The organism is Pseudonocardia sp. CA-142604, from assembly GCF_050948475.1.
Taxonomy (GTDB): domain Bacteria; phylum Actinomycetota; class Actinomycetes; order Mycobacteriales; family Pseudonocardiaceae; genus Pseudonocardia; species Pseudonocardia alaniniphila.
This window is the reverse complement of record NZ_CP192045.1, coordinates 8,283,627-8,306,064: the sequence shown is the minus strand read 5'-3', so window position 1 is coordinate 8,306,064 and position 22,438 is coordinate 8,283,627. Positions and strand designations below refer to the sequence as shown.

Sequence of the window (22,438 nt, the reverse complement as noted above, 5' to 3'; positions counted from 1 at the left end):
GCTGTCAGCCGAGTGCCACCGGTCCGAGATCAGGCGATAGGCCGTTCAGCACCCTGGATGCGGCATTCGGGCGATCGCGGATCCGGCCAGGCAGGCGAGCGGGTATCCCAGCAAACGACCCGAAACGTTGCGTCTCGCAAGTGCGATAACCGGATCGCCTCGTGCAGGGAGACCGAACCATCTCTCGGCCCATCTGTAGATCGCACCTGTCGCGTCGAGATTCGGGGCTGGGCCACGGCGCGGCTCGGCACTGTCCGTGGCCCGCAGGCTAGGAGGATCGATGACGTTGCTCGAGCATGGTGGGTTTGCGCGGCCCTGTGTGGTGGGGGAGGTGCCGGGACCACGGTCGCAGGAGTTCCTCGATCGTCAGGGTCGTCGTGAGTCGAACGCTCGGGTGTATCCGCGCCATTTTCCGATTGCCGTCGAGACGGCGTCGGGGAGCTTCGTCCGGGACGTCGACGGGAACGTGTTCATCGACTTCCTGGCCGGAGCCGGAGTGTTGTCGCTGGGGCACAACCATCCCGATCTCGTGCAGGCGGTGATCGATCAGCTCGGCCGTTTCACGCACGGGCTCGACCTGCCGAGCCCCGCGAAGGACGCGTTCACCGAAGCGCAGCTGTCGATGTTGCCGTCGGGTCTGCGTGACCGGATGAAGGTGCATTTCTGTGGTCCCACAGGGGCCAATGCGGTCGACGCGGCGATCAAGTTGTGCAAGATCGCCACCGGTCGCGGCGATGTCGTGTCGTTCCAGGGCGGATTCCACGGGACGACGCACGTCGGGATGGCGGTCACCGGGCTGGTGGCGAACAAGGGCCCGGTCGCCAACGGCGTGCCGGGAGTGCACTTCTTCCCGTACTCGAACTGTTCGAGCTGCCCGATGGGGTTGACCAGGGACAGCTGCTCGACGAACTGCATCGGCTTCCTGGAACGGTCGTTGCGGGATCCGAACGGTGGCGTTCCGCTGCCGGCCGCGGTGGTCGTGGAGATGGTGCAGGGCGAGGGCGGAGTCGTCCCGGCGGACGACGAGTTCGTTCGCCGGCTGCGCCTGCTGACCCGCGAGCTCGGTGTGCCGCTGGTGGTGGACGAGGTGCAGACCGGATGCGGGCGCACGGGCACGTGGTTCGCCTTCGAGCAGTACGGGATCGAGCCCGACGTCATCGTCGCCTCGAAGGCGTTGAGCGGGATCGGTCAGCCGGTGGCGATCATCCTCTACAACGAGCGGCTCGACGTGTGGGAGCCGGGGGCGCACACCGGGACGTTCCGCGGAAACCAGTTGGCATTCGCGGCCGGCGCCGAGGCCGTGCGAGTGGTGGAGCGCGACGACGTGCTGGGCAACGTCCGGCGTCGCGGCCTTCAGATCGACCGGCGGCTGGGTGCGCTGAACGGGAACCGCTGGGTTCGTGAGGTGCGGGGCCGGGGTCTGATGTGGGGAATCGAGCTCGAGGACCCTCCGGGTTCGGCACCGGGAGAGCTTGCGGGGGAGGTGCAGGCCCGGGCGCTTCGTCAGGGGCTCATCGTGGAGCTGGGCGGCCGGAACGACACGGTGGTGCGGATGTTGCCGCCGTTGAACGTGACCGCCGAAGTGGTCGACATGGCGTGCACGATCCTGATCGACGCCATCGAACACTGCGCGCCGAAGGCGGGACGCCTGCTGAGTCTGGTTCCTGCTCCCGTGAGGGCGCGGACCTGATGGTGCAGCCGACCCTGGTGTGGAAGTTCGGCGGAACCTCGGTCGCCGATCCGATACGTCTGCGAGCGGTCGCAGAACGAATGGTCGCCGCCCAGCGGGCAGGTCATCGGATGGTGACGGTGCTCTCGGCCATGGGCGGTTCCACCGATGAGCTCAACAGGATGGCCTACGCGATGTCGTCGCGCCCGCAGCTCCGCGAGCTCGACGCGTTGTTGTCCGTCGGCGAATGCATTTCGTGCGCGCTCGCCGCGCTGGCTGTGCACGATCTGGGATCGCGAGCGGTGTCTTTGACCGGTGCGCAGGCCGGAATTCTGACCGACGCCCGCTACGGCAACGCACGATTGCAGGACGTACGTCCGCAACGGATCCTCGGCGCCCTCGACACCGGGGCCATCGTCCTGGTGGCCGGCTATCAGGGGATCTCCCCGTCGGGTGACGTCACGACATTGGGGCGCGGCGGTTCGGACGCTTCGGCCGTGGCGATCGCCGCGGCTCTCGGACTGCGCGAATGCGAGATCTTCACCGACGTCGCCGGGGTGTTCTCGGCGGATCCGCGGGTCGTTCCGGATGCGCGGCGGTTGGCCACGATCAGCCGGGAGGAGATGTTGCAGCTCGCCGCTGCGGGTGCGCGGGTTCTCCAGCCTCGCGCGGTGGAGCTCGCCGTTGCCCACGACATCGACATCCACGTGCGGTCGAGCTTCACGACGGCTGCCGGGACCTGGCTGCAGGAGGAGACCGTGTTCGAGCAAGCCGACATCACCGGGGTGGCGCATCGGGAGCGCGAGAGCTTCTACACGGTCACCGGGGCGTCCCCCGCGGTGATCACCGCCGCATTGGCCGAGCGCGGTGCGGCCGTCGGCTCGATGGTGCGCGACGGCGACAAGGTGCACATCACGGCACCGGGAGCGGAGCAGTCCGAGATCGTCGCGGCCCTGTTCGCTGCGGGAGCCCGCGTCCTGGTCCGCGACGACATGGGTTCGGTGAGCATCGTCGGTTCGGGCGTGGGCCGGCGCCCCGAGGTGACCGCGCTGGCGCTGCGCACCCTCGAGGCCGAGGGCATCCAGCCCCAGCTGGTGACGAGCACGCCGAGCCGCGTCTCCTTCCACGTGCCGGAGCGCACCGTGCACCACGCGGTCCGGCTGCTCCACACCGCGTTCGGTCTTCACCAGGACATCGGCACTGAGCGGAGGCGTGACCGTGTTACGCGATCGGCATCCTGAGACAGGGGTCCCGCCGGAACTGTCCGACCTGGTCCTCGTCGGCGACGAGCCCGGTCGGGGAGTCCGGTGGCGCCCCGGGGAACGTCTGGAGCAGTTGTTCGAGGACCGGTGCGACGAGCTCTCTTCGGCCGGCCGGACGGACCACCTGGCGGTGGACGGTGCCGAGGAGGCGCTGACCTACCCCGAGCTGGACAGCCGCGCCAACCGGCTGGCCCGCTACCTGCTGGATCTGGGCGTCGGCCCCGGTGAGCGGGTGGCGCTGCTGCTCGATGACGCGGTGCGCGCCTACGTCGGCATGCTGGCGGTGTTGAAGGTGGGCGCCGCGTACGTGCCGTTGGATGTGGGCTTCCCGCCCGATCGGCTCGCCTTCATCGTGTCCGACGCCGATGTGGCCGTGGTGTTGTCGCTCGAGCACCTGCGGTCGCACCTGGCGGATGCCGACGCCGAAGTCGTGTGCCTCGACTCGACCGCGGCCGACATCGACGAGTACGACGCACAGCGACTCGGTCCCGACGAGCGCGAGGCGTTCGCCGACGGGCTGGCGTACATCATCTACACGTCGGGGTCGACCGGGCGCCCGAAGGGTGTGGCGGTGGCGCACTCGGCCATCTGCAACTTCGTGCGGGTGGCGGCCGAGGTGTACGGCTACCGGTCGGACGACCGCGTGTACCAGGGCCTGACGGTGGCGTTCGACTTCTCCGTCGAGGAGATCTGGGTGCCGTGGGCGGTCGGTGCGACGCTCGTGCCGAAGCCGTCGGGGTCGAGCCTGCTGGGCGTGGATCTGCACGAGTTCCTCACCGAGCAGCGGGTCACCGCCATGTGTTGCGTGCCCACCCTGCTGGCGACGCTGGACGACGAGTTGCCGGAGGTGCGGTTCCTGCTGGTGTCGGGGGAGGCGTGCCCGCACGACCTGATCGTGCGCTGGTCACGGCCGGGTCGCCGCTTCCTGAACGTGTACGGGCCGACCGAGGCGACGGTGACAGCGACATGGACGGTGCTGGATCCGGACCGCCCGGTGACGATCGGCGGGCCGTTGCCCACCTACGCCACGGTGATTCTCGATCCCGAGGATCCGGGGCGGGCGTTGCCGTCCGGTGAGACGGGGGAGATCGGTATCGCCGGGGTGGGCCTGGCGATCGGCTACGTCAACCGTGACGATCTGACGGAGGCGGCGTTCGTCCCGGATTTCCTCGGCATTCCTGACAATCCGTCCGGGCGGATCTACCGCACCGGCGACCTGGGCCGGGTGAATTCCGACGGGGAGATCGAGTACCTGGGCCGCATCGATCTGCAGGTGAAGATCCGCGGATATCGGATCGAGCTGACCGAGATCGAGTCGGTGCTGCTCGAGGTGCCGGGAATCGCGCAGGCGGTGGTACACACCTACGAGCCGGCGCCGGGCACCGTGGAATTGGTGGGCTATTACAGCCTGCGGCACGACACCGAGAACGTGGAGCCTGCCGAGGTCCATGCGGCGTTGTCCGAGCGGCTGCCCGCCTACATGGTTCCGGCGTACCTGGAACAGCTCGACGTCATCCCGATGACGACGAACGGCAAGGCGGACCGCGAGAACCTGCCCGCGCCGACGCAGCGGGGCCTGCGCGTGGTGCGCGAGGACGTGGCGCCGTCGACCGCGACGCAGCAGGCGCTGGCCGAGCTCATGGCGGAAACCGTGGGCGTCGACCATGTGTCGGCCGACAGCAACTTCTTCGACGATCTCGGCGCCAACTCACTCCTGATGGCGAAGTTCTGCGGGCGGGTGCGCAAGCGCGACGACCTGCCGTCGATCTCGATCCGCGACGTCTACATGCATCCGACGGTCGCCTCGCTCGCCGCGTCGCTGCCGGAGCCGGACGTCGCGCCGCAGCTCGACTCTGCCGACGACTCGGCATCCGCACGTCCCGTGGTCCCGGCCAAGTCGCTCGCGGTGAGGGCGAAGCGGGTGGGCACGGCGGGGTACGTGCTGTGCGGCACGCTGCAGCTACTGGCCTTCGTCGTCTCGCTGTGTCTCGGCGGGGTCGTGCTGGAGCGGGGATTCGACTGGGTGTCGCGAGCCACCGACTGGCAGGGCGCCTACCTGCGCTCGCTCGCGTATGGCGCTGCGGTGTTCGTGGGGTACTGCCTGCTGCCGATCGTGGTGAAATGGCTGCTGATCGGACGCTGGAAGGCAACGGAGTTCCCGATCTGGAGCCTGCGGTACTTCCGCTTCTGGTTGGTCAAGCTGCTCATCCGTGCCAACCCGATGGCCCTCTTCCGCGGCTCGCCGCTCTTCGTCCTGTATCTGCGTGCACTCGGCGCGAAGATCGGGCCCGGCACGACGATCTTCTCCCGGTCCGTTCCCGTCTGCACCGACATGCTGACGATCGGCGCCGGAACGGTGATCCGCGAGAGCGCGGTGGTGCTGGGTTACCGGGCGCAGGCCGGAATGATCCAGATCGGTCCCATCGCGCTGGGAAACAACGTCCTGGTGGCGGAGAAGACCGTGCTCGAGATCGGCACGTCCATCGGTGACGGCGCCCAGCTCGGCCATTGTTCGTCGCTGCATCCGGGCCAGCACATTCCGACGGGGCAGGCCTGGCACGGGTCACCCGCGGTGCCCACCGACGTCGACTACCGCGTGATCGCCGAAGCGCGCTGTGGCAAGGCGCGCCGATTCTGGTACGGCTTCCTGCAGCTGTTCAACGTGCTGCTGCTCGCCCCGCTCGGGCTGGCCGTGCTGGTCGAGGTGGTCTCGGTCGTGCCGTGGACGGCGGAGCTGCTCGGTGCGGGGCACGACCGGCTCACCGGCTGGCTGTTCTACGCCGAGGTGCTGGCGGTATCGCTGGTGGTGTTCCTCGGGGCGGCCGTGCTCGGGCTGGTGGGCGTGGCCGTGGTGCCGCGCATGCTCAGCCGGCTCGTCGTGCCCGGGAAGGTGCACGCGCTCTACGGCTTCCACTACTACGTCCACCGCATGATCCGGCGCCTGACGAACGTGCGGTTCTACCACTCGGTCTTCGGCGACAGCTCCTACATCGTCCACTACCTGAAGTGGCTCGGGTACCGGCTCCCTCGGGTGGTGCAGACCGGCTCGAACTTCGGGTCCGAGCTCGCGCACGACACGCCCTACCTGACGACGGTGGGCGCCGGCACGATGGTGTCCGACGGCCTGACGGTCATGAACGCCGACTACACCAGCACCTCCTTCCGGGTCGCCAAGGCCGAGCTCGGTGAGGACAACTTCCTCGGCAACAGCCTCGCCTTCCCCGTCGGGGCGAAGGTCGGTGACAACTGCCTGCTCGCGACGAAGGCGATGATCCCGATCGGCGGGCCTGTGCGGGAGAACATCGGCCTGCTCGGGTCGCCGTGCTTCGAGATCCCGCGCTCGGTGCAGCGAGACGACGACCTGCGTAAGACGGGGGCGGAACTGGAGCGCGGGCTCGCCCGTAAGAACCGCTACAACCGGCGGACCATCTTCCTGTTCCTGCTGGTGCGGTGGTTCCAGACGTTCCTGTTGCTGCTGGTCACCGCAATGGCCGGTGACCTCTACCACCTGTTGGGCCAGTGGGCGGTGGCTGCGGCGCTGCTCCTCGTGATGCTGCTCGCAATCGGCTACACCACGTTGGTCGAGCGGCTCACCACCGGGTTCCGCGCCCTGAAGCCGCAGGTCTGCTCCATCTACGACCCCTACTTCTGGTGGCACGAACGGCACTGGAAGATGCTCGCCACGCCGCTGTTCAACGGCACTCCCTTCAGACCGATGATGATGCGGCTGCTCGGAGTCAAGGTCGGGCGCCGGGTCTTCGACAACGGGTGCTCGATCCCGGAGAAGACCCTCGCCATCATCGGCGACGAGGCCACGATCAACGAGGGCACGGTCATCCAGTGCCACTCCCTCGAGGACGGTGCCTTCAAGTCCGACCGCACGGTGATCGGTGCACGCTGCACGTTGGGTGTGCAGGCCTTCGTCCACTATGGCGTCACGACGGGCCCGGACTCCGTGATCGACGCCGACTCCTTCCTCATGAAGGGCGAGGAGGTGGCCGCGGGCGCTCGGTGGCGGGGCAACCCTGCCGTCGAGATGCACGAGGCGACGTTGCGTGCGGTCATCCCGGCTCCGCCGGTGCTGCCGGCCATCGGGACGCCCGTGGCGCCCCTCCCGATGCCGCGCATACTTCCGGTCGGGGCGGCCGTCGCGGTCTCGATGGCGCTGTCGCTCTCGATCGCGGTAACGGTCGCGCTGGCGAGTCCTCCTGACAGGAGGGCTGCGGTGGCGGTGCCACAGGACGGGGCCGCGAGCGCCGTCCCGCCGCCTCCGGCGACGGCCGCACAGCCGGAACTGGAGGCGGGAACGCCACAGCGGCGGACAGTGCCACATGAGACGGTGCCGGGCGGCGACGAGACAGCCGTCACGCCCGACCCCGGTTCCGGGGCGGCGAGACAATCGTCACCGGGCTCGGCGCAGTCACCCGGCCCCGGGCGGGCAGTGCAGGGCGCAGCCGTCGAGCGCGAGCGGAACCCGGCGCGGGGGCCTCTGCCGGAGCAACCCGCGATCCGCCGGCCTGCGGTGCAGCCCCCGGCGGCCCAGCCTCCCGTGGCCCAGCCGCCGGTAGCGGAGCCGCCCGCGGTCCAGCCTCCTGCAGCGGAGCCTCCCGTAGCGGAACCGCCCGCCGCGCAGCCACCTGCGGTCGAGCCGCCGGTAGCGGAGCCTCCCGTAGCGGAACCGCCCGCCGCACAGCCGCCCGCGGTCGAGCCGCCAGTGGTGGAGTCGCCTGCGGCCCTGCCGCCCGTGCTCCGGCCGCCCGCGGTGCAACCCGCGGTCGTCCGGCCTCCTGCGGCACCGCCGTCTGTGGACCAGCCGCCTGCCTCCGAGCCCCCTGCGGTCCGGCTTCCGGCCACGCGGCACCCTGTGAGCCGGCCGCCCTCGGATGTGACACAGGCGCCGACGTCGAGGTCTCAGCGCCCGCCCAGCAGTGACTCGGGAACGCCGCCGACGCCGTCATCGGCATCGGACACGCCGGACCAGGACACGTCCACACCCGGCAGCACAGGGCGCTGAGCAGGCCCGACAGGCCGTCCGGCCATCCCGAGGGGGGTGGCCGGGCTTCGCCATTCCGGGGCCGGACGGGTGAGCGCCCAGATCGGGCAGCTGGATGATATTACTGCTTTCTGCGCGAATTTGGACGAAATACCCGATCCAAATGGCGCCGCATGGGTGAGTATTTGTGTTCTCTTGACCCAGACGGGATCGCAGACCTTCACTATAACAGCCGGAGAGGGGCGCGGCGATCGTCACATGGTGTGGGATCTACTCGCGTTCGGGTTACACTTTTGATCGCGTGGGGGCCAGGCGGGTGAACGCCGATCTGCGGTGAAACACTCGGCGCCGCACCCACGATTTCCCGGATGTCTCTCTCCGACCGCCAGGTTCTCGGGCGCGTCGGCCGGAAGTGCGGATCGCACCGCCAAGCCCGGGACCAGGAGATCGCGCTCGGCGTGATCTGAACCCTGATGAGTGGTCGCACGTAAGGAAGTTGGGTACTTGCACGTTGGGAGGATCGATGACCTTGCTCCGACATGGCGGGTTCGGCGCGCCGTGTGTGGTGGGGGATGTGCCGGTTGCGCGATTCTGGACGGAATCTTGGTCAGGTGCTCCAGGTTCCCCGCGCGATCTGTTCATTCCCGATCTCGGGAGCGATGTAGGTCACTATGAGGATCTTTCTTCTGACAGGTCGGAGCGGCTCTCCGATGAGCTCCCCGGAGCCTGCCCCGAAATAGCCAACTTCCTGCGCAAGGAGCCCGCGTAGTGGGAGAGTCGACCGAGGTCCTGACAGACGTCGTGGCCGAATCCCTCACCGCCCAGGGTGGGTCTCCGACCCTCACCCACGGCGGCTACGCCGAGTCGTTGACCAGCATCGAACGTGGCCTTGCCGGGGTGCTGGCGGACGTCATGCATGTCGATCGCGTGCCGGTCGACAGTCACTTCTTCGATGATCTGGGTGCCGACTCACTGGTGATGGCGCACTTCTGCGCCCGGGTGAGAAAACGGACAGACCTGCCGTCGGTGTCGATAAAGGACGTCTATCGGAACCAGACGGTGCGCAGCCTGGCAAAGGCGCTCACCCCGGATGTTCCGGCTCCGGTCGCCGCCCCGCTGTCAACCGTTACGACGCCTGTCGCAAGGGTCGATCCGGCCGTGCTCCCGGTGTCGGCGCCGGCCGCTGTGAAACCGGCGAGCAGGACCGAGTACGTCTTCTGCGCGGCACTGCAGCTGTTGACCTTTCTGGCATATTCGTACCTCGCCGCGATTGTCACCGACGAGGGCTATCTCTGGATCTCGGCGGCGCCGAGTCTGGGTGATATCTACCTGCGATCGGTCGAGTTCGGCACTGTGGCTGTGATTGGCCTGTGTCTCCTGCCGGTCATGGCGAAATGGCTGATCATCGGTCGCTGGAAGCCCAGCGAGATTCGGGTGTGGAGCCTGGGGTACGTCCGCTTCTGGATCGTCAAGACGCTGGTCCGCTCGAACCCGCTGCTCCTCTTCATCGGGGGCCGCTCGCGCATGAGCACGACCTCGCCGCTCTACAACATGTATCTGCGGGCGCTGGGCGCGAGGGTCGGACGAGGCGCGGCGATCTTCTCTCGGAACATGCCCGTCTGTACCGACATGCTCACCATCGGCGACGGTGCTGTGGTGCGTAAGGACGTGTTCTTCAACGGGTACCGCGCCTACGCCGGCGTGATCCAGACAGGGGCGATCACTCTCGGGAAGGACGCGTTCGTCGGCGAGATGACGGTGCTCGACATCAACACCGCGGTGGGCGATGGCGCGCAACTCGGCCACGCCTCCTCTCTGCAGACCGGGCAGGTCGTGCCGGACGGTGAGAGCTGGTCCGGGTCGCCGGCGCAGCCGATGGGGGAGGACTACCGGGTGGCGCCCGTCCTGGGGCACTCCAGGGCCCGAAGGTTCATGTTCGGTCTCACACAGGTGCTGAAAGTGCTCCTCGTGGGCATGCCTCTTGTGGTCGGCGGCCTGGTGCTACTGCTCGCCGAGGTGCCGGCGCTCAACACGCTCATGGATGGGGACCCCGCCGCCTTCACGAGCTGGTGGTTCCACCGCGACGCCCTGATCTTCTCGACCGCTCTCTTCCTCGGCCTGATGATCTTCGGGCTTCTGTTCGTGGGCACCGTCCCACGCCTCCTGAACAAGCTGATCGAGCCGGGCAAGGTCTACCGCCTCTACGGCTTCCGTGCCTCGGCCCACCGGTTGATCGCACGGACGACCAACGTGCGGTTCTTCACAACGCTCTTCGGTGACACCTCGTACATCGTCAACTACCTCCGATGGATCGGGTACAAGCTGACGCCGGTCGTGCAGACCGGGTGCAACTTCGGCATGGAGGTGAAGTCGGAGAACCCGTTCGTGACCTCGGTGGGTAGCGGCACGGTCGTCGCCGACGGACTGTCGATCATGAATGCCGACTATTCGAGCACGTCCTTCCGGGTGTCACCGGCTTCGATCGGTTCGAACAACTTCATCGGAAACTGGGTCGTTTATCCCGCACACGGCAGGACCGGCGACAACTGCCTCCTCGCGACCAAGGTCGCAATCCCCGTCGACGGTGCGGTTCGGACGAATACGGGCGTTCTCGGATCGAACAGCTTCGAGATTCCCCGATCGGTGCAGCGGGACACTCGGATGGCCCACCTCAAACGGGGTCAGCAGCGTCGCGCCGTCGCCGCGAAGAACCGTTACGACATTGCCAGCATGGGATTGTTCTTGGTTGCGCGGTGGTTCCTCTTCTACGTGATCTCCCTCGTCCTGTTGACCACCGCGGACCTCTATGGATCGTTCGGGGCAGCAGTGATCGCGGGAGCCGGTGTGCTCACCCTGCTGTTCGGGATCCTGTACCTCGTGCTGGTGGAGCGTGCCGTGAGTCACTTCCAACGGCTCCGGCCCCGGTACTGCTCGATCTACGACTCGTATTTCTGGTGGCACGAGCGCTTCTGGAAGCTGTCCGTGAACCCGAAGGTGTTGGACGGCACGCCGTTCAAGAACGTTGCCTGGCGGCTTCTCGGGGTGCGCCTCGGGGCGCGCGTTTTCGACGACGGCTGCGCAATCATCGAGAAGACCCTCACTACGGTCGGTGACGGTTGCACGCTCAATGCCGGAAGCCGGTTGCAGAGCCACTCGCAGGAGGACGGCGCCTTCAAGTCCGATCACATCACGATCGGCGCCGGAACCACGCTCGGAGTCGGTTCCTTGGTCCACTACGGAGTCACGATGGGTGAGGGCGCGGTTCTCTCCCCGGACTCCTTCTTGATGAAGGGCGAGGACGTCCCGTCGTATGCCCGTTGGGGCGGAAATCCCGCCCGGGAGATTGATGACAATCGCGCCACCGTCCAGGTTGGCGGAAAGTGACACCGTGACCACGGTGCGTGAAGGGAAGACTGGAATGGGAATGCCAGCGGAGGGCAGCCGGGATTACTGGCGTGGGGTGCTCGTCGCCGGTGGGTTCACGGCGATCCCGCGGTGGACCCTGGACTCGGCGCCGGGCGTCGCCGAGCACGAGGTGCCGGTTCCTGACGAGCTCGTGACCGCCATGCGCGGCCTCGCGGGCGAGCAGGCTGTATCGCTCGGTTCAGTGCTGCTGGCCGCGCATGTCAGGGTGCTCGCGGTTCTGTCGGGTGAGCACGAGGTCGTCACCGGGTACGTCGCCGCAGGCAGCGACAGACCGCTGCCGTGCAGGCTCTCGACCGAGTCGGGCTCGTGGCGGACGCTTCTCGTGGACGCGCACCGCGTCGAGACGGACCTGGAGGCGCACAAGGACTTCCCGGTCGATGACCTGCGTGGCGAGCTGGGCCTGACCGAGCCGCCCTTCGAGACCGTGCTCGACCCGGTGGGCGATGGGGGCGACCTCGCCGCGGACACGGTGCTGTGGGTAGGCGCTCCGCAGTCAGGCGGGCGGATGGTGCTGCGGCTGCGGTACCGCACCGACGTGCTCGACGCGGACTACGCGGCCAGGGTGGCGGGCTACCACCTCACGGCGCTCGCGCTGATGACAGCCGATCCGGATGCCGAGCACGGGCGGCAGAGCTTGCTGTCGGCCGAGGAGGCGCGCTACCAGCTCGAGGATCTGGTCGGGGCGCGGCGTGAGCTGCCGCCGTTCCGGTTCCATGAGCTGTTTGAGCAGCGGGTGCAGGCCCACCCGGACGCGGTCGCGGCCGTGCACGGTGAGCGGGAGTGGACCTACCGGGAGCTCAACGCGCGGGCCAACCAGCTGGGGCGGGCGTTGCTGGCGCGGGGGCTGCGTCGCGAGGACGTCGTGGCCGTGGTGACCGAGCGCAACCTGGACTGGATGGCCTCGGTGCTGGCGGTGTTCAAGGCCGGTGGCGCCTACCTGCCGATCGAGCCGCACTTCCCGGCCGATCGGATCGCGACGACCATCTCACGCGCGGAGTGCCGGCTCGTGCTGACCGAGCCGGGCAGCACCACCACCCTGGACAAGGCCCTCGAGGCACTGCCGGGCGTGCAGACGGTGTCGGTCGACACCGCTTACGCCGAGGACCACGCCGAGGGTGATCTCGGTGTCGCGGTGACCGCGGACCAGCTGGCCTACATCTACTTCACCTCCGGTTCCACGGGTGAGCCGAAGGGCGCGATGTGCGAGCAGGCGGGGATGCTCAACCATCTGTACGCCAAGATCGACGCCTGCGAGATCGGTGAAGGGCAGGTCGTCGGTCAGATCGCACCGCAGTGCTTCGACATCTCGTTGTGGCAGCTGATCTCCGCGTTGATGGTCGGCGGCCGCACGGTGATCATCGAGCAGGACGTGATCCTCGACGTCCAGCGGTTCGTCGAGAAGGTCATCGACCAGCGGATCGCCGTGCTGCAGGTGGTGCCCTCCTACCTCGAGGTCGTGCTGTCCTATCTGGAGCAGCACCCGCGGCAGCTGCCGGAGCTGCACTGCGTGTCGGCCACCGGTGAGGCGCTGAAGAAGGAGCTGACCGAGCGCTGGTTCGCCGCCGAGCCCGGGATCAAGCTGGTCAACGCCTACGGGCTCACCGAGACCTCCGACGACACCAACCACGAGGTCATGGACCGCGCACCCGACGGGGACCGCGTCCCGCTCGGTCCCGCGTCGCCCAACATGAACGTCTACGTCGTCGACGAGAACCTCCAGCCGGTGCCGCTCGGTGCGCCAGGGCTGATCGTCTTCGCCGGTGTCTGTGTGGGCCGTGGCTACGTGAACGACCCGGAGCGCACCGCGCAGGCATACCTGACCGATCCGCACCGGCCCGGTGAGCGCCTCTATCTCGGTGGTGACTACGGGCGGTGGCTGCCGGGCGGGAAGCTGGACTTCCTCGGCCGCAAGGACTCCCAGGTCAAGATCTCGGGCTTCCGGATCGAGATCGGCGAGATCGAGAACACCCTGCTGCGGGTCCCCGGTGTCCGTGACGGCGCGGTGGTGGTCGCGGAGCGGGCGGACCAGAGCAAGCAGCTGGTGGCCTTCTACTCGGCCAGGCAGCCGCTCGAGGTCGACGTCCTGCGTGACCGACTGGGTGAGTCGCTGCCGTTCTACATGGTGCCGGCGGCCTTCCACTGGCAGGAGAACCTGCCGCTGACCGCCAACAGCAAGATCGACAAGAAGGCGCTGACCAAGCTGGCCGGCGAGCTGGAGACCGTCGAGCAGGCGTACGACGCCCCGCAGACGCCGACCGAGGAGCGGCTGGCGGCGGCGTGGGCCAAGGTGCTCAAGGTTCCGGCCGACCAGATCGGCCGCGCCGACCACTTCTTCGACCGGGGCGGCAACTCGCTGTCGGCGGTGAAGCTGGCGGTCACGCTGAAGCGGACGGTGTCCCTCAAGGACATCACCCGCTACCCGATCCTCGCCGACCTGGCCGAGTTCGTCGACGGCAGGTCCGACCGCCGTTCCGGACTGCTCCAGCAACTGTCGGCATCGAACGGTGCGGACGCGGGTGCGTTGATCTGCTTCCCCTACGCCGGTGGCAACGCGGTGAACTACCAGCCGATGGCCTCGGCACTGCGGGACAGCGGGCTCGGGGTCTACGCCGTGGAACTGCCCGGTCACGACCTGGCGGCCGAGCGCGAGCCGTTCGCGCCGATGGCGCAGGTCGTCGAGCAGGTGGTCGACGAGATCACCCGGCGCGGCCTGACGAAGGTCCTGCTGTGGGGCCACTCCTCGGGCACCGCGCCGGCCGTGGAGACGGCCAGGGTCCTGCAGGAGCGCGGCGTGGCCGTCCAGCGGGTGTTCCTCGGGGCGCAGCTGCTCGGCACCGCAACGGACCGGCGCGCGGCCCTCGCCGCGTTGGAGGGCCGCAGCAACTCCGACATCGCGGCCGGCCTGAGCTCGGATAGCGGTTACACCGAGCTGGGTGAGCTCGATGTGCAGCGAGCCGAGCACGTCGGTGCGGCCTATCGGCACGACTACGGGACCGCACTGCAGTACTTCGCCGAGATTCTCGACAACCCACCGGCGGTGAAGCTGACCGCCCCGGTCACGGCGGTTCTTGCCGATGACGATCCGAGCACCGCGGAGTTCCCGCGCAGGTACCGGGAGTGGGAGCTGCTGGCCGAGCACGTCGACCTGCACGAGCTCGGCGGGGGCGGCCACTACTTCCTGCGGACCCGTCCCACCGAGGCGGCCCAGGCCGTGCTGACAGCCGCCGAACTGCTGACTTCTTCTTGAATAGCAACTGGAAGGAACGAGAGATGTCGTCCTCATCCGCGGCGTCACTGCTCGACGTGGATCTGCGGCCCGGCAAGCCGCCGATGTTGCGGGTCGAGCCCACCGGCGATGCGCCGGGCTGGGCAGCCGAGCGCCGGGACGCGCTACGCGCCGTCGTCGCCGACCACGGTTCGGTCCTGGTCCGCGGCCTCGGCCTGCGCGACGCCGCGGAGGTGGCCGCTGTGTTCCAGCGGCTGACCACCACCGGGCTGATGACCGAGCGGGAGGCCTTCGCGGCTCGGCAGGTCTACTCCGACGGCGTGTACTCGTCGTCGAAGTGGCCGCCGAACCAGCCGATGTGCATGCATCACGAGCTGAGCTACACGTTCGAGTTCCCGGGGATGATGCTGTTCGCGTGCCTGGGCGCGGCCTCGGCAGGCGGGGCGACCGGGGTGGCCGACTCGCCGACCGTGCTCAACGCCTTGCCCGCTGCGCTCGTCCAGCGGTTCGAGCAGGAAGGCTGGCTGCTCACCCGCACCTACAACGAGGACGTCGGGGCGTCCTACGCCGACGCATTCGGCACCGACGACCGCGCTGCGGTCGAGAGCTACTGCCGCGCCAACGCGATCGAGTTCGAGTGGCAGCCCGACGGCGAGCTGCGCACCCGTCAGCGCCGCAGCGCGGTGGTACGCCACCCGATCACCGGCCAGCGCTGCTGGTTCAACCAGATCGCCTTCCTCAACGAATGGACGATGGACCCCGAGGTGCACGAGTACCTCGTGGACGTCTACGGCGCCGACGGGCTGCCGTTCAACACCCGCTTCGGCAACGGCGACCCGATCAGCCAGGACGTCGTCGAGCTGCTCACCGGCATCTACGACGCACACACCGCGCGGGAGCCGTGGCAGGCGGGCGACCTGATGCTCGTCGACAACATTCGCAGCGCGCACAGCCGGGAGGCCTTCGAAGGGCCGCGTGAGGTGCTCGTCGGAATGGCTGACGCGGTGCGACTCGTCGACGTCGCGCCGACCGGCGGGGTGACGACCGGATGACCGCCGTTCCTTCCACTCCATCGACTTCCGGGGCGCTCACCGTGCCACCGTTCGCGGTGATCTCGGGTGCCCAGGTGCAGCGCGCGCTGCAGGGCCACGAGAAGCAGGTCATGGAAGTGGTGGAAGCCACCTACCGGCTGCACGGTGCCGGCGACTCGGTGAACCCGCCGTCGTACTTCCTGCGCTTTCCCGACCGCCCGAACGACCGCATCATCGCGCTGCCGGCGTCCATCGGCGGACAGGCGCGGGTGGACGGGCTGAAATGGATCTCGAGCTTTCCTGAGAACGTGGCGGCCGGCATCCCGCGAGCGTCGGCGGTGCTGATCCTCAACGACCACGACACCGGCTACCCGTTCGCCTGCCTGGAGAGCTCGATCATCAGCGCCACCAGGACGGCTGCGTCGGCGGCACTGGCAGCCGACTGGCTCAGCCGCGGCCGGGAGCGCCCCACTCGCGTCGGATTCTTCGGCGTCGGCTTGATCGCCCGCTACATCCACACTTTTCTGGCCGGCAGCGGATGGTCATTCGACGAGGTCGGTGTCTTCGACCTGTCTGCCGACAGCGCGGCCGGATTCCGCGGATATCTCGAGCAGTCCGGCACCGCCGGGCGCATCACGGTGTACAACAATGCTGAGGATCTGATCCGGTCCAGCGATCTGGTGGTCTTCGCCACAGTGGCGAGCCAACCGCACGTAGAAAACGTGTCTTGGTTAGAACACAACCCGCTGGTGCTGCACGTGTCGCTGCGCGATGTCGCGCCGGAGATCGTGCTCGCGTCGACCAACATCGTGGACGATGTCGAGCATTGTCTCAAGGCCAACACCTCACCGCATCTGGCCGAACAGCTCACGGGCAACCGGGACTTCCTGCACGGCACATTGGACGACGTAATGGCCGGAAGGGTGACGGTGCCGGAAGGTCGGCCCGTTGTGTTCTCGCCCTTCGGCCTCGGGGTACTCGACCTCGCAGTGGGCAAGTACGTCTACGACGAGGTGACCCGCTCTGGAGAGCTGCATGTCATCGATAATTTCTTTCATGAGCTGCGTCGGTACGGGTGAGCGGCCGAATGCTCTGCTGCAGATGAGGAGGCAATCGTGCCTGTGATCTCCGTTCCCCAGCGCTTCAACGAGGACGAACTCTACGTCGACCTGCGCTCGATCTTCGGGCAGTCGCTGTACCTCAAGTGCGAGGGATTCAACTTCGCCGGCTCCATCAAGCTCAAGGCCGCGAGTGAGATGATCGAGGCCGCCGAGCGTGACGGGGTCCTGACCCCGGGGTCGATCCTGATCGAGTCGTCGTCCGGCAACCTCGGCGTGGCGATCAGCATGATCGCCGCGAGCAAGGGCTACCAGTTCCTGTGCGTGACGGACTCCCGGTGCAACCTCTCCACCAGGCGACTGATGGAGGCGCTGGGCAGCCGGGTGCACATCATCTCCGAGCCGGACGCCGTGGGCGGCTTCCTCGGTGCGCGAATCGACTACGTCCGCGCGATGTGTGCCTCCGACGACCGGTACGTGTGGCTCAACCAGTACACCAACCCGGGCAACTGGCAGGCGCACTACCGCACCACGGCGCCGGCGATCGCTCGGCAGTTCCCGCTGCTGGACGTGCTGTTCGTCGGGGCAGGCACCACCGGAACCCTCATGGGTTGCGCCCGCTTCTTCAAGGAGTGGCACCGCCCGGTGCGGATCGTCGCGGTGGACAGCGTGGGCTCGGTGACCTTCGGTGGCGCTCCCGGCCGCCGCATGATCCCCGGTCTGGGCACCAGCGTTCGTCCGCCGCTGCTCGACGAGTCCTACATCGACGAGGTGGTGCTCGTCGAGGAGGCGGACACCATCCGGGCCTGCCACCGACTGGCCAGGCGTGGCTTCCTGTTCGGAGGCTCCACCGGCACGGCGGTCAGTGGCGCGACCCGTTGGCTCGAGCAGCACGGCTCGCCCGACGTGACCGCGGTGACCATTGCCCCTGACCTGGGCGAGCGTTACCTCGACACCGTCTACCAGACCAACTGGCTGCACGACCTGTACGGCGAGGACGTGCTTGCCGAGGAGTCCGTCGCTGCTACCTGGACGGCCTGATTGTGATGTGCCTGCGTGGCCACGGGACCGGAACCACGGCCCTATGACCCGCGGTGGGGAAGAAGCACCACGAGGGCGGCGTACGGGATCCGGACGACTCCGGTGCAGCCCTCTGATGACGAGTCGCCGCAATGCAGACGGATGTGGCTCATCGCCGAGTCACCCCGCCTGCGGCAATCGTGGCCTGATCGACGGCCACACCAGCACCACCCATCGACTTCGCCCGTCAGTGGTTCGTCCTGACCGGCTCCCGGCCGTCCTGTCGAGACGACTCCGAGTCGTCTCCGGGTAGACCCCCTTCTGCGGGGACCGGCCGAAAGCAAACGATCGTCGCTCGCACGGCGTGGGTTCTCGCCGCCGTGCGTGGCGCAGCCGGGGCGCGGCCTCGGCGTCACGTCGCAGGTGTGCGGCCCGGGTCCCGGCGCTCCAGGATCGGGTGGGCCCTCCTGACGAGCCCGCTCCGCCATCTGGACGGGAGTCCCTGAGCGCCCGCCGTGGGCTGCCGCTGAGAGCGCCCCAGAGGCGCCGCCAGGCTGTCACTGTGGGTCGCGGTGTGTCGGGCCGCTCCGCGGTGTGTCGGGCCGCTCGGCCCGGTGCGCCCGCGATCGCCGCCCGGGCGCCGAGGCGTGCGAGCGCGGCGGGCTTGCGCCGACGCGGCGCTGTCGATCATCACCTGTCTCTCTCGCCACTCGGCGAAGCTTCGCGCGCGCTTTTCTGCTAAGCGGCCACTGGCGCCGAAGGCAGCTTCCGGATTGTCTCTATCAATCCGGGCAGGCGGCCGGGGTCACCGTGCACAAGCCCGCGCCGCGGTGGCGTCGATCACAGTGATGAGCCAACTCCACGGCTAAGCCGTATTCCGAAGAGTGGAGCAGTTCAACTTAGCCGGATGACTCCCGCGCGACGCCGCGCAGGAGAACGCGCAGCGCCCGACATCGGCGTCGAGCACATCCTGGTGGCCGGCATCTCACCGCGGCCGGCTAACGCTTCACCACTGCAATCGGTTCAAGTGAGCGGCCGAATGCCTGTCGGAGATGAGGAGACAATCATGCCAGTAACTGCAGGATCGCCGGAAGGCCCCTCGGTGGCCGGCCCGGCTCATGGTTGCGGCGTGGTTGGCTTCGTTGTTCTTGCCGTTCGGCAGAGAGTCGACTCGCAGAGTCACCGTGGCAACCACGTGCCGATCCGTCCGGCCGTCGATTCCTGATTACTGCCGCGGTCTCCTGTTTCCGGTGCTCGAGGCGGGTTCACCGCCGTCCGGCCCGGAAACATGGTGACGTGGTTGTAAGTCGGTTTCACCGGCGGTACCTGTAAGCATTGTGAGTAACGCCACGGAATCATTTCACGCGGGTGGTCGAGTGCTTTTCGAACGCCTTCCCGTATGCCGCACGGCATGACCAACTTTGACTGAAGGAGCTCACGTTCGTGGGAGAGTCTGTCGAGGCCTTGACCGAAGTGATTGATTTCTCAGCCACTCGAGTCGGCCACACCAACCCGATGCCGAGCACGGAGACGCTGCTCGCAGAAGTGCTCGCCGACATCATGAAGGTCGAGCGGGTGGATCCGGAAAGCAATGTCTTCGACGGCCTGGGCGCCGACTCACTGGTGATGGCCCAGTTCTGCGCCCGGCTGCGTAAGCGGCCCGATCTCCCGACGGTGTCGATGAAGGACGTCTACCGCCACCCGACGATCCGAGGCCTGGCCACAGCATTCGAGGTGCCCGCCGGCCCGGTTCCGACGGCCAAGTCGGCCGCGCCGGCCAGGCCGGCGCCGTCGGTGGGGTCGGCCGCGGCCCCCAAGGCGTCGTCGACTGCCACGCCGATGCCGATCGCCGACCCTGCCCCGGCGCGCAAGGCGGCTCCGACGGCCGACTCGGCTCCCACGCCGGCTCCGATGCCGACGCCTGAGCCGTCCGCCGTATCGGCCGCACCTCTCAAGCCGTCGCCGACACCCAGGCGGCGGGCTGCAGCGGCCCCGACGGCCGCCACAGCGCTCGCGGAGGTCCTCGCCGAGGTGGTGGGAGTGGAGCGGGTGTCGCCCGACAGCCACTTCTTCGACGATCTGGGCGTCGACTCGTTGGTGATGGCACGGTTCTGTGCCCGGCTGCGGAAGCGGCCCGACCTCCCGACCGTGTCGATGAAGGACGTCTACCGGTACCCGACGATCGGCGGTCTCGCAGCGGCGTTCGCCGATGCGGTGCCCGTGGCGCCTGCCGTGCCTGCGGTCGTCGCAGAGCCGCAGACCGTGTTGATCCCACGCGCGGAGCCGGAAAGCGGAGCCGGCGCGGAACAGGCGACAGGCGCGGAGAGCGCGGCCGGTGGGAGGAAGCGGGCGGGCACGCTGCAGTACCTGTTCTGCGGATTGATGCAGGTGTTGGTGTTCCTGGGCTACTCCTACCTGGCCGGAGTGATCATCGATGCCGGTTACAACTGGGTCTCCGCCGGCTCTGGCCTGGTGGATGTCTACGTGCGGGCACTGGAGTTCGGTGCTGCGACCTTTCTGGCTCTGAGCCTGTTGCCGATCGTGCTGAAGTGGGTGCTCGTCGGGCGGTGGAAGGCTCAGGAGATCCCGATCTGGAGCCTCAAGTACCTGCGGTTCTGGATCGTCAAGACGATGATCCGCGCGAACCCGCTGCTGTTGTTGATCGGTGCCCGCTCGCGGACGAGCACGGCCTCGCCGATCCTCAACCTCTACCTGCGGGCGCTGGGCGCGAAGATCGGACGCAACGTCGCGATCTTCTCCCGCACCTTTCCGGTGTGCACCGACCTGCTCACGATCGGAGAGGGCACGGTGATCCGCAAGGACTCGTTCTTCTCCGGGTACCGGGCCCATGACGGCGTGATCCAGACGGGGCCTGTCACCCTCGGCAAGAACGTGTTCATCGGGGAGATGTCGCTGATCGACATCGGTGCGTCGATGGGCGACGGGGCGCAGTTGGGCCACGCCTCCTCGCTGCACAGCGGGCAGTCCGTGCCGGCGGGAGAGAGCTGGGACGGGTCGCCTGCAGAGCCGTGCGGCACTACCTACCGCGTGGTCGAGCGGGCGCCGGGCGGCAGGCTGCGCAGCGCCTGGTTCGGGTTCTCCCAGATCCTGTCGGTGCTGGTGGTGGCCATGCCGCTGCTGGTCACGGTTCTCGTGCTGGCGCTGGGTCGGGTTCCGCAGCTCAACACGGTGTTCAACCCCGGGCCGATGGCCCTGACGACCTGGACGTTCTACCGCGACATCCTGATCACCTCAGCGGTGGCGTTCGGTGCGTTCGTGGTGATCGGCGTGCTGGTCGTGGGCACCATCCCGCGCCTGCTCAACCTCGCGATCAAGCCGGACAAGGTCTATCCCCTGTACGGATTCCACTACGGGCTGCACAAGACGATCGCGCGGATGACCAACGTGCGGTTCTTCACCTGGCTCTTCGGTGACAGCTCCTACATCGTGAACTACCTGCGCTGGATCGGCTACGACCTGGGCAAGGTCGTGCAGACGGGTTCGAACTTCGGCATGGAGGTGCGCCACGAGAACCCGTTCCTGTCCGCCGTGGGAAGCGGAACGATGGTCGCGGACGGCGTGTCCTTCATCAACGCGGACTTCTCCAGCACGTCCTTCCGGCTGTCGCGGGTGGCGCTCGGTGCGCGCAGCTTCCTGGGCAACAACATCGCCTACTCCGCACAGAGCACGGTGGGTGACAACTGCCTGCTCGCGACGAAGGTGATGGTTCCGGCCGGCGGCAACGTCCGGGAAGGCGTGGGTCTGCTGGGCGCGCCCAGCTTCCAGATCCCGCGATCGGTCGAGCGGGACGTGAAGGCCGCTCGCCTGAGCCGGGCACAGCAGCGCCGCAGCCTCAGCACCAAGAACCGGCACAACATCGTCACCATGGCGCTGTACCTGATGGTGCGGTGGGTGTTCTTCCTCGGCGTCCTGCTGCTCGACGCCGCCTCCGCCGAGCTGTACTTCGGCTGGGCCAGCCAACTGGCCCTGGCGCTCTCCAGCGTTGTCACCATCCTGTTCACCGTCTTCTACTGGGTGCTCGTCGAACGCCTCGTCATGCGTTTCCGCAGCTTGGAGCCGCGGATCTGCTCGATCTACGACCGTGCGTTCTGGCGGCACGAGCGGTACTGGAAGGTGCCTGCTCAGACCTACATCCAGCTGTTCAACGGCACCCCGTTCAAGGGCATGGTCTGGCGCATGCTGGGCGTGAAGGTCGGTCGCCGCCTCTTCGACGACGGCCTCACCATGACCGAGCGCACGCTCGTCACCATCGGCGACGACTGCACCCTCAACCTGTCCAGCAACGTCCAGTGCCACTCGCAGGAAGACGGTGCGTTCAAGTCCGACCGCTCCACCCTCGGCAACGGCGTCACCCTCGGGGTCAACGCCTTCATCCACTACGGCACCACCGTCGGCGACAACGCCGTGATCGACGCCCACTCCTTCCTCATGAAGGGCGAGGAAGTGCCGCCTCACGCACGCTGGCACGGCAACCCCGCGTCGGAGGTTCGAGAGGGACAGCACGAACTGAGCGTCGCCTGACGCACTGCACGGACCTATCCGGACAGCTGAAAGCGCCCCGTGATCAAGGAATACCGGAACGATCGAAATTCCGGATTCCCTGACGCGGGGCGTTTTCAATGATACGTGTCGCCGGTCCGTCGAATCGGGCCAGTGGTTCTCGCCACAATGCCGAGCCGATCGCACCTCGGCGACGTGTGCTGGTGGGGACACACTCGAGGTGGACGGGTCG

General features: G+C 67.8%; 9 protein-coding genes. All 9 read left to right on the top strand.

Annotated elements, in window-relative coordinates; translation table 11 throughout:
* Nucleotides 1-280 precede the first annotated feature (280 nt).
* On the top strand, nt 281-1,690 hold the full coding sequence (locus ACQPZQ_RS37580) for an aspartate aminotransferase family protein (protein ID WP_433288990.1): 1,410 nt from the start codon (nt 281-283) through the stop codon (nt 1,688-1,690).
* Nucleotides 1,690-2,910 (top strand): aspartate kinase, encoded by a 1,221-nt coding sequence (locus ACQPZQ_RS37575; protein WP_433288988.1) that lies wholly within the window; start codon nt 1,690-1,692, stop codon nt 2,908-2,910. Before ACQPZQ_RS37580 ends, ACQPZQ_RS37575 begins: the two co-directional genes overlap by 1 nt.
* Nucleotides 2,882-7,945 carry a Pls/PosA family non-ribosomal peptide synthetase gene (locus ACQPZQ_RS37570; RefSeq protein ID WP_433288986.1) on the top strand — a complete coding sequence of 1,688 codons (5,064 nt, stop codon included), beginning with the start codon at nt 2,882-2,884 and terminating at the stop codon, nt 7,943-7,945. The genes ACQPZQ_RS37575 and ACQPZQ_RS37570 overlap by 29 nt, the downstream gene beginning before the upstream one ends.
* 747 nt (nt 7,946-8,692) lie before the next feature.
* On the top strand, nt 8,693-11,308 hold the full coding sequence (locus ACQPZQ_RS37565; RefSeq protein WP_433288984.1) for a Pls/PosA family non-ribosomal peptide synthetase: 2,616 nt from the start codon (nt 8,693-8,695) through the stop codon (nt 11,306-11,308).
* A 34-nt stretch (nt 11,309-11,342) separates the two neighbouring features.
* Nucleotides 11,343-14,597 carry a non-ribosomal peptide synthetase gene (locus ACQPZQ_RS37560; RefSeq protein ID WP_433288982.1) on the top strand — a complete coding sequence of 1,085 codons (3,255 nt, stop codon included), beginning with the start codon at nt 11,343-11,345 and terminating at the stop codon, nt 14,595-14,597.
* A gap of 23 nt (nt 14,598-14,620) precedes the next feature.
* The gene (locus tag ACQPZQ_RS37555; protein ID WP_433288980.1) at nt 14,621-15,628 is read left to right on the top strand and encodes a TauD/TfdA family dioxygenase; all 1,008 of its coding nucleotides are present in this window, start codon (nt 14,621-14,623) and stop codon (nt 15,626-15,628) included.
* Entirely contained in the window at nt 15,625-16,686 is a 1,062-nt protein-coding gene (sbnB, locus tag ACQPZQ_RS37550) for a 2,3-diaminopropionate biosynthesis protein SbnB (protein ID WP_433288978.1), read from the top strand. The genes ACQPZQ_RS37555 and sbnB overlap by 4 nt, the downstream gene beginning before the upstream one ends.
* A 36-nt stretch (nt 16,687-16,722) precedes the next feature.
* Nucleotides 16,723-17,706 carry a 2,3-diaminopropionate biosynthesis protein SbnA gene (sbnA, locus tag ACQPZQ_RS37545; protein WP_241041394.1) on the top strand — a complete coding sequence of 328 codons (984 nt, stop codon included), beginning with the start codon at nt 16,723-16,725 and terminating at the stop codon, nt 17,704-17,706.
* Nucleotides 17,707-19,200: 1,494 nt separating this feature from the next.
* Nucleotides 19,201-22,227, top strand: a complete 3,027-nt coding sequence (locus ACQPZQ_RS37540; RefSeq protein ID WP_433288975.1) for a Pls/PosA family non-ribosomal peptide synthetase — start codon at nt 19,201-19,203, stop codon at nt 22,225-22,227.
* The last annotated feature ends 211 nt before the right edge of the window (nt 22,228-22,438 follow it).

Excerpts from the sequence above, each read along its gene's own strand:
- ACQPZQ_RS37580 (WP_433288990.1), top strand. The coding sequence starts at position 281 with ATGACGTTGCTCGAGCATGGTGGGTTTGCGCGGCCCTGTGTGGTGGGG.
- ACQPZQ_RS37575 (WP_433288988.1), top strand. The coding sequence starts at position 1,690 with ATGGTGCAGCCGACCCTGGTGTGGAAGTTCGGCGGAACCTCGGTCGCC.
- ACQPZQ_RS37560 (WP_433288982.1), top strand. The coding sequence starts at position 11,343 with ATGGGAATGCCAGCGGAGGGCAGCCGGGATTACTGGCGTGGGGTGCTC.
- ACQPZQ_RS37555 (WP_433288980.1), top strand. The coding sequence starts at position 14,621 with ATGTCGTCCTCATCCGCGGCGTCACTGCTCGACGTGGATCTGCGGCCC.
- sbnB (WP_433288978.1), top strand. The coding sequence starts at position 15,625 with ATGACCGCCGTTCCTTCCACTCCATCGACTTCCGGGGCGCTCACCGTG.
- ACQPZQ_RS37540 (WP_433288975.1), top strand. The coding sequence starts at position 19,201 with ATGCCGAGCACGGAGACGCTGCTCGCAGAAGTGCTCGCCGACATCATG.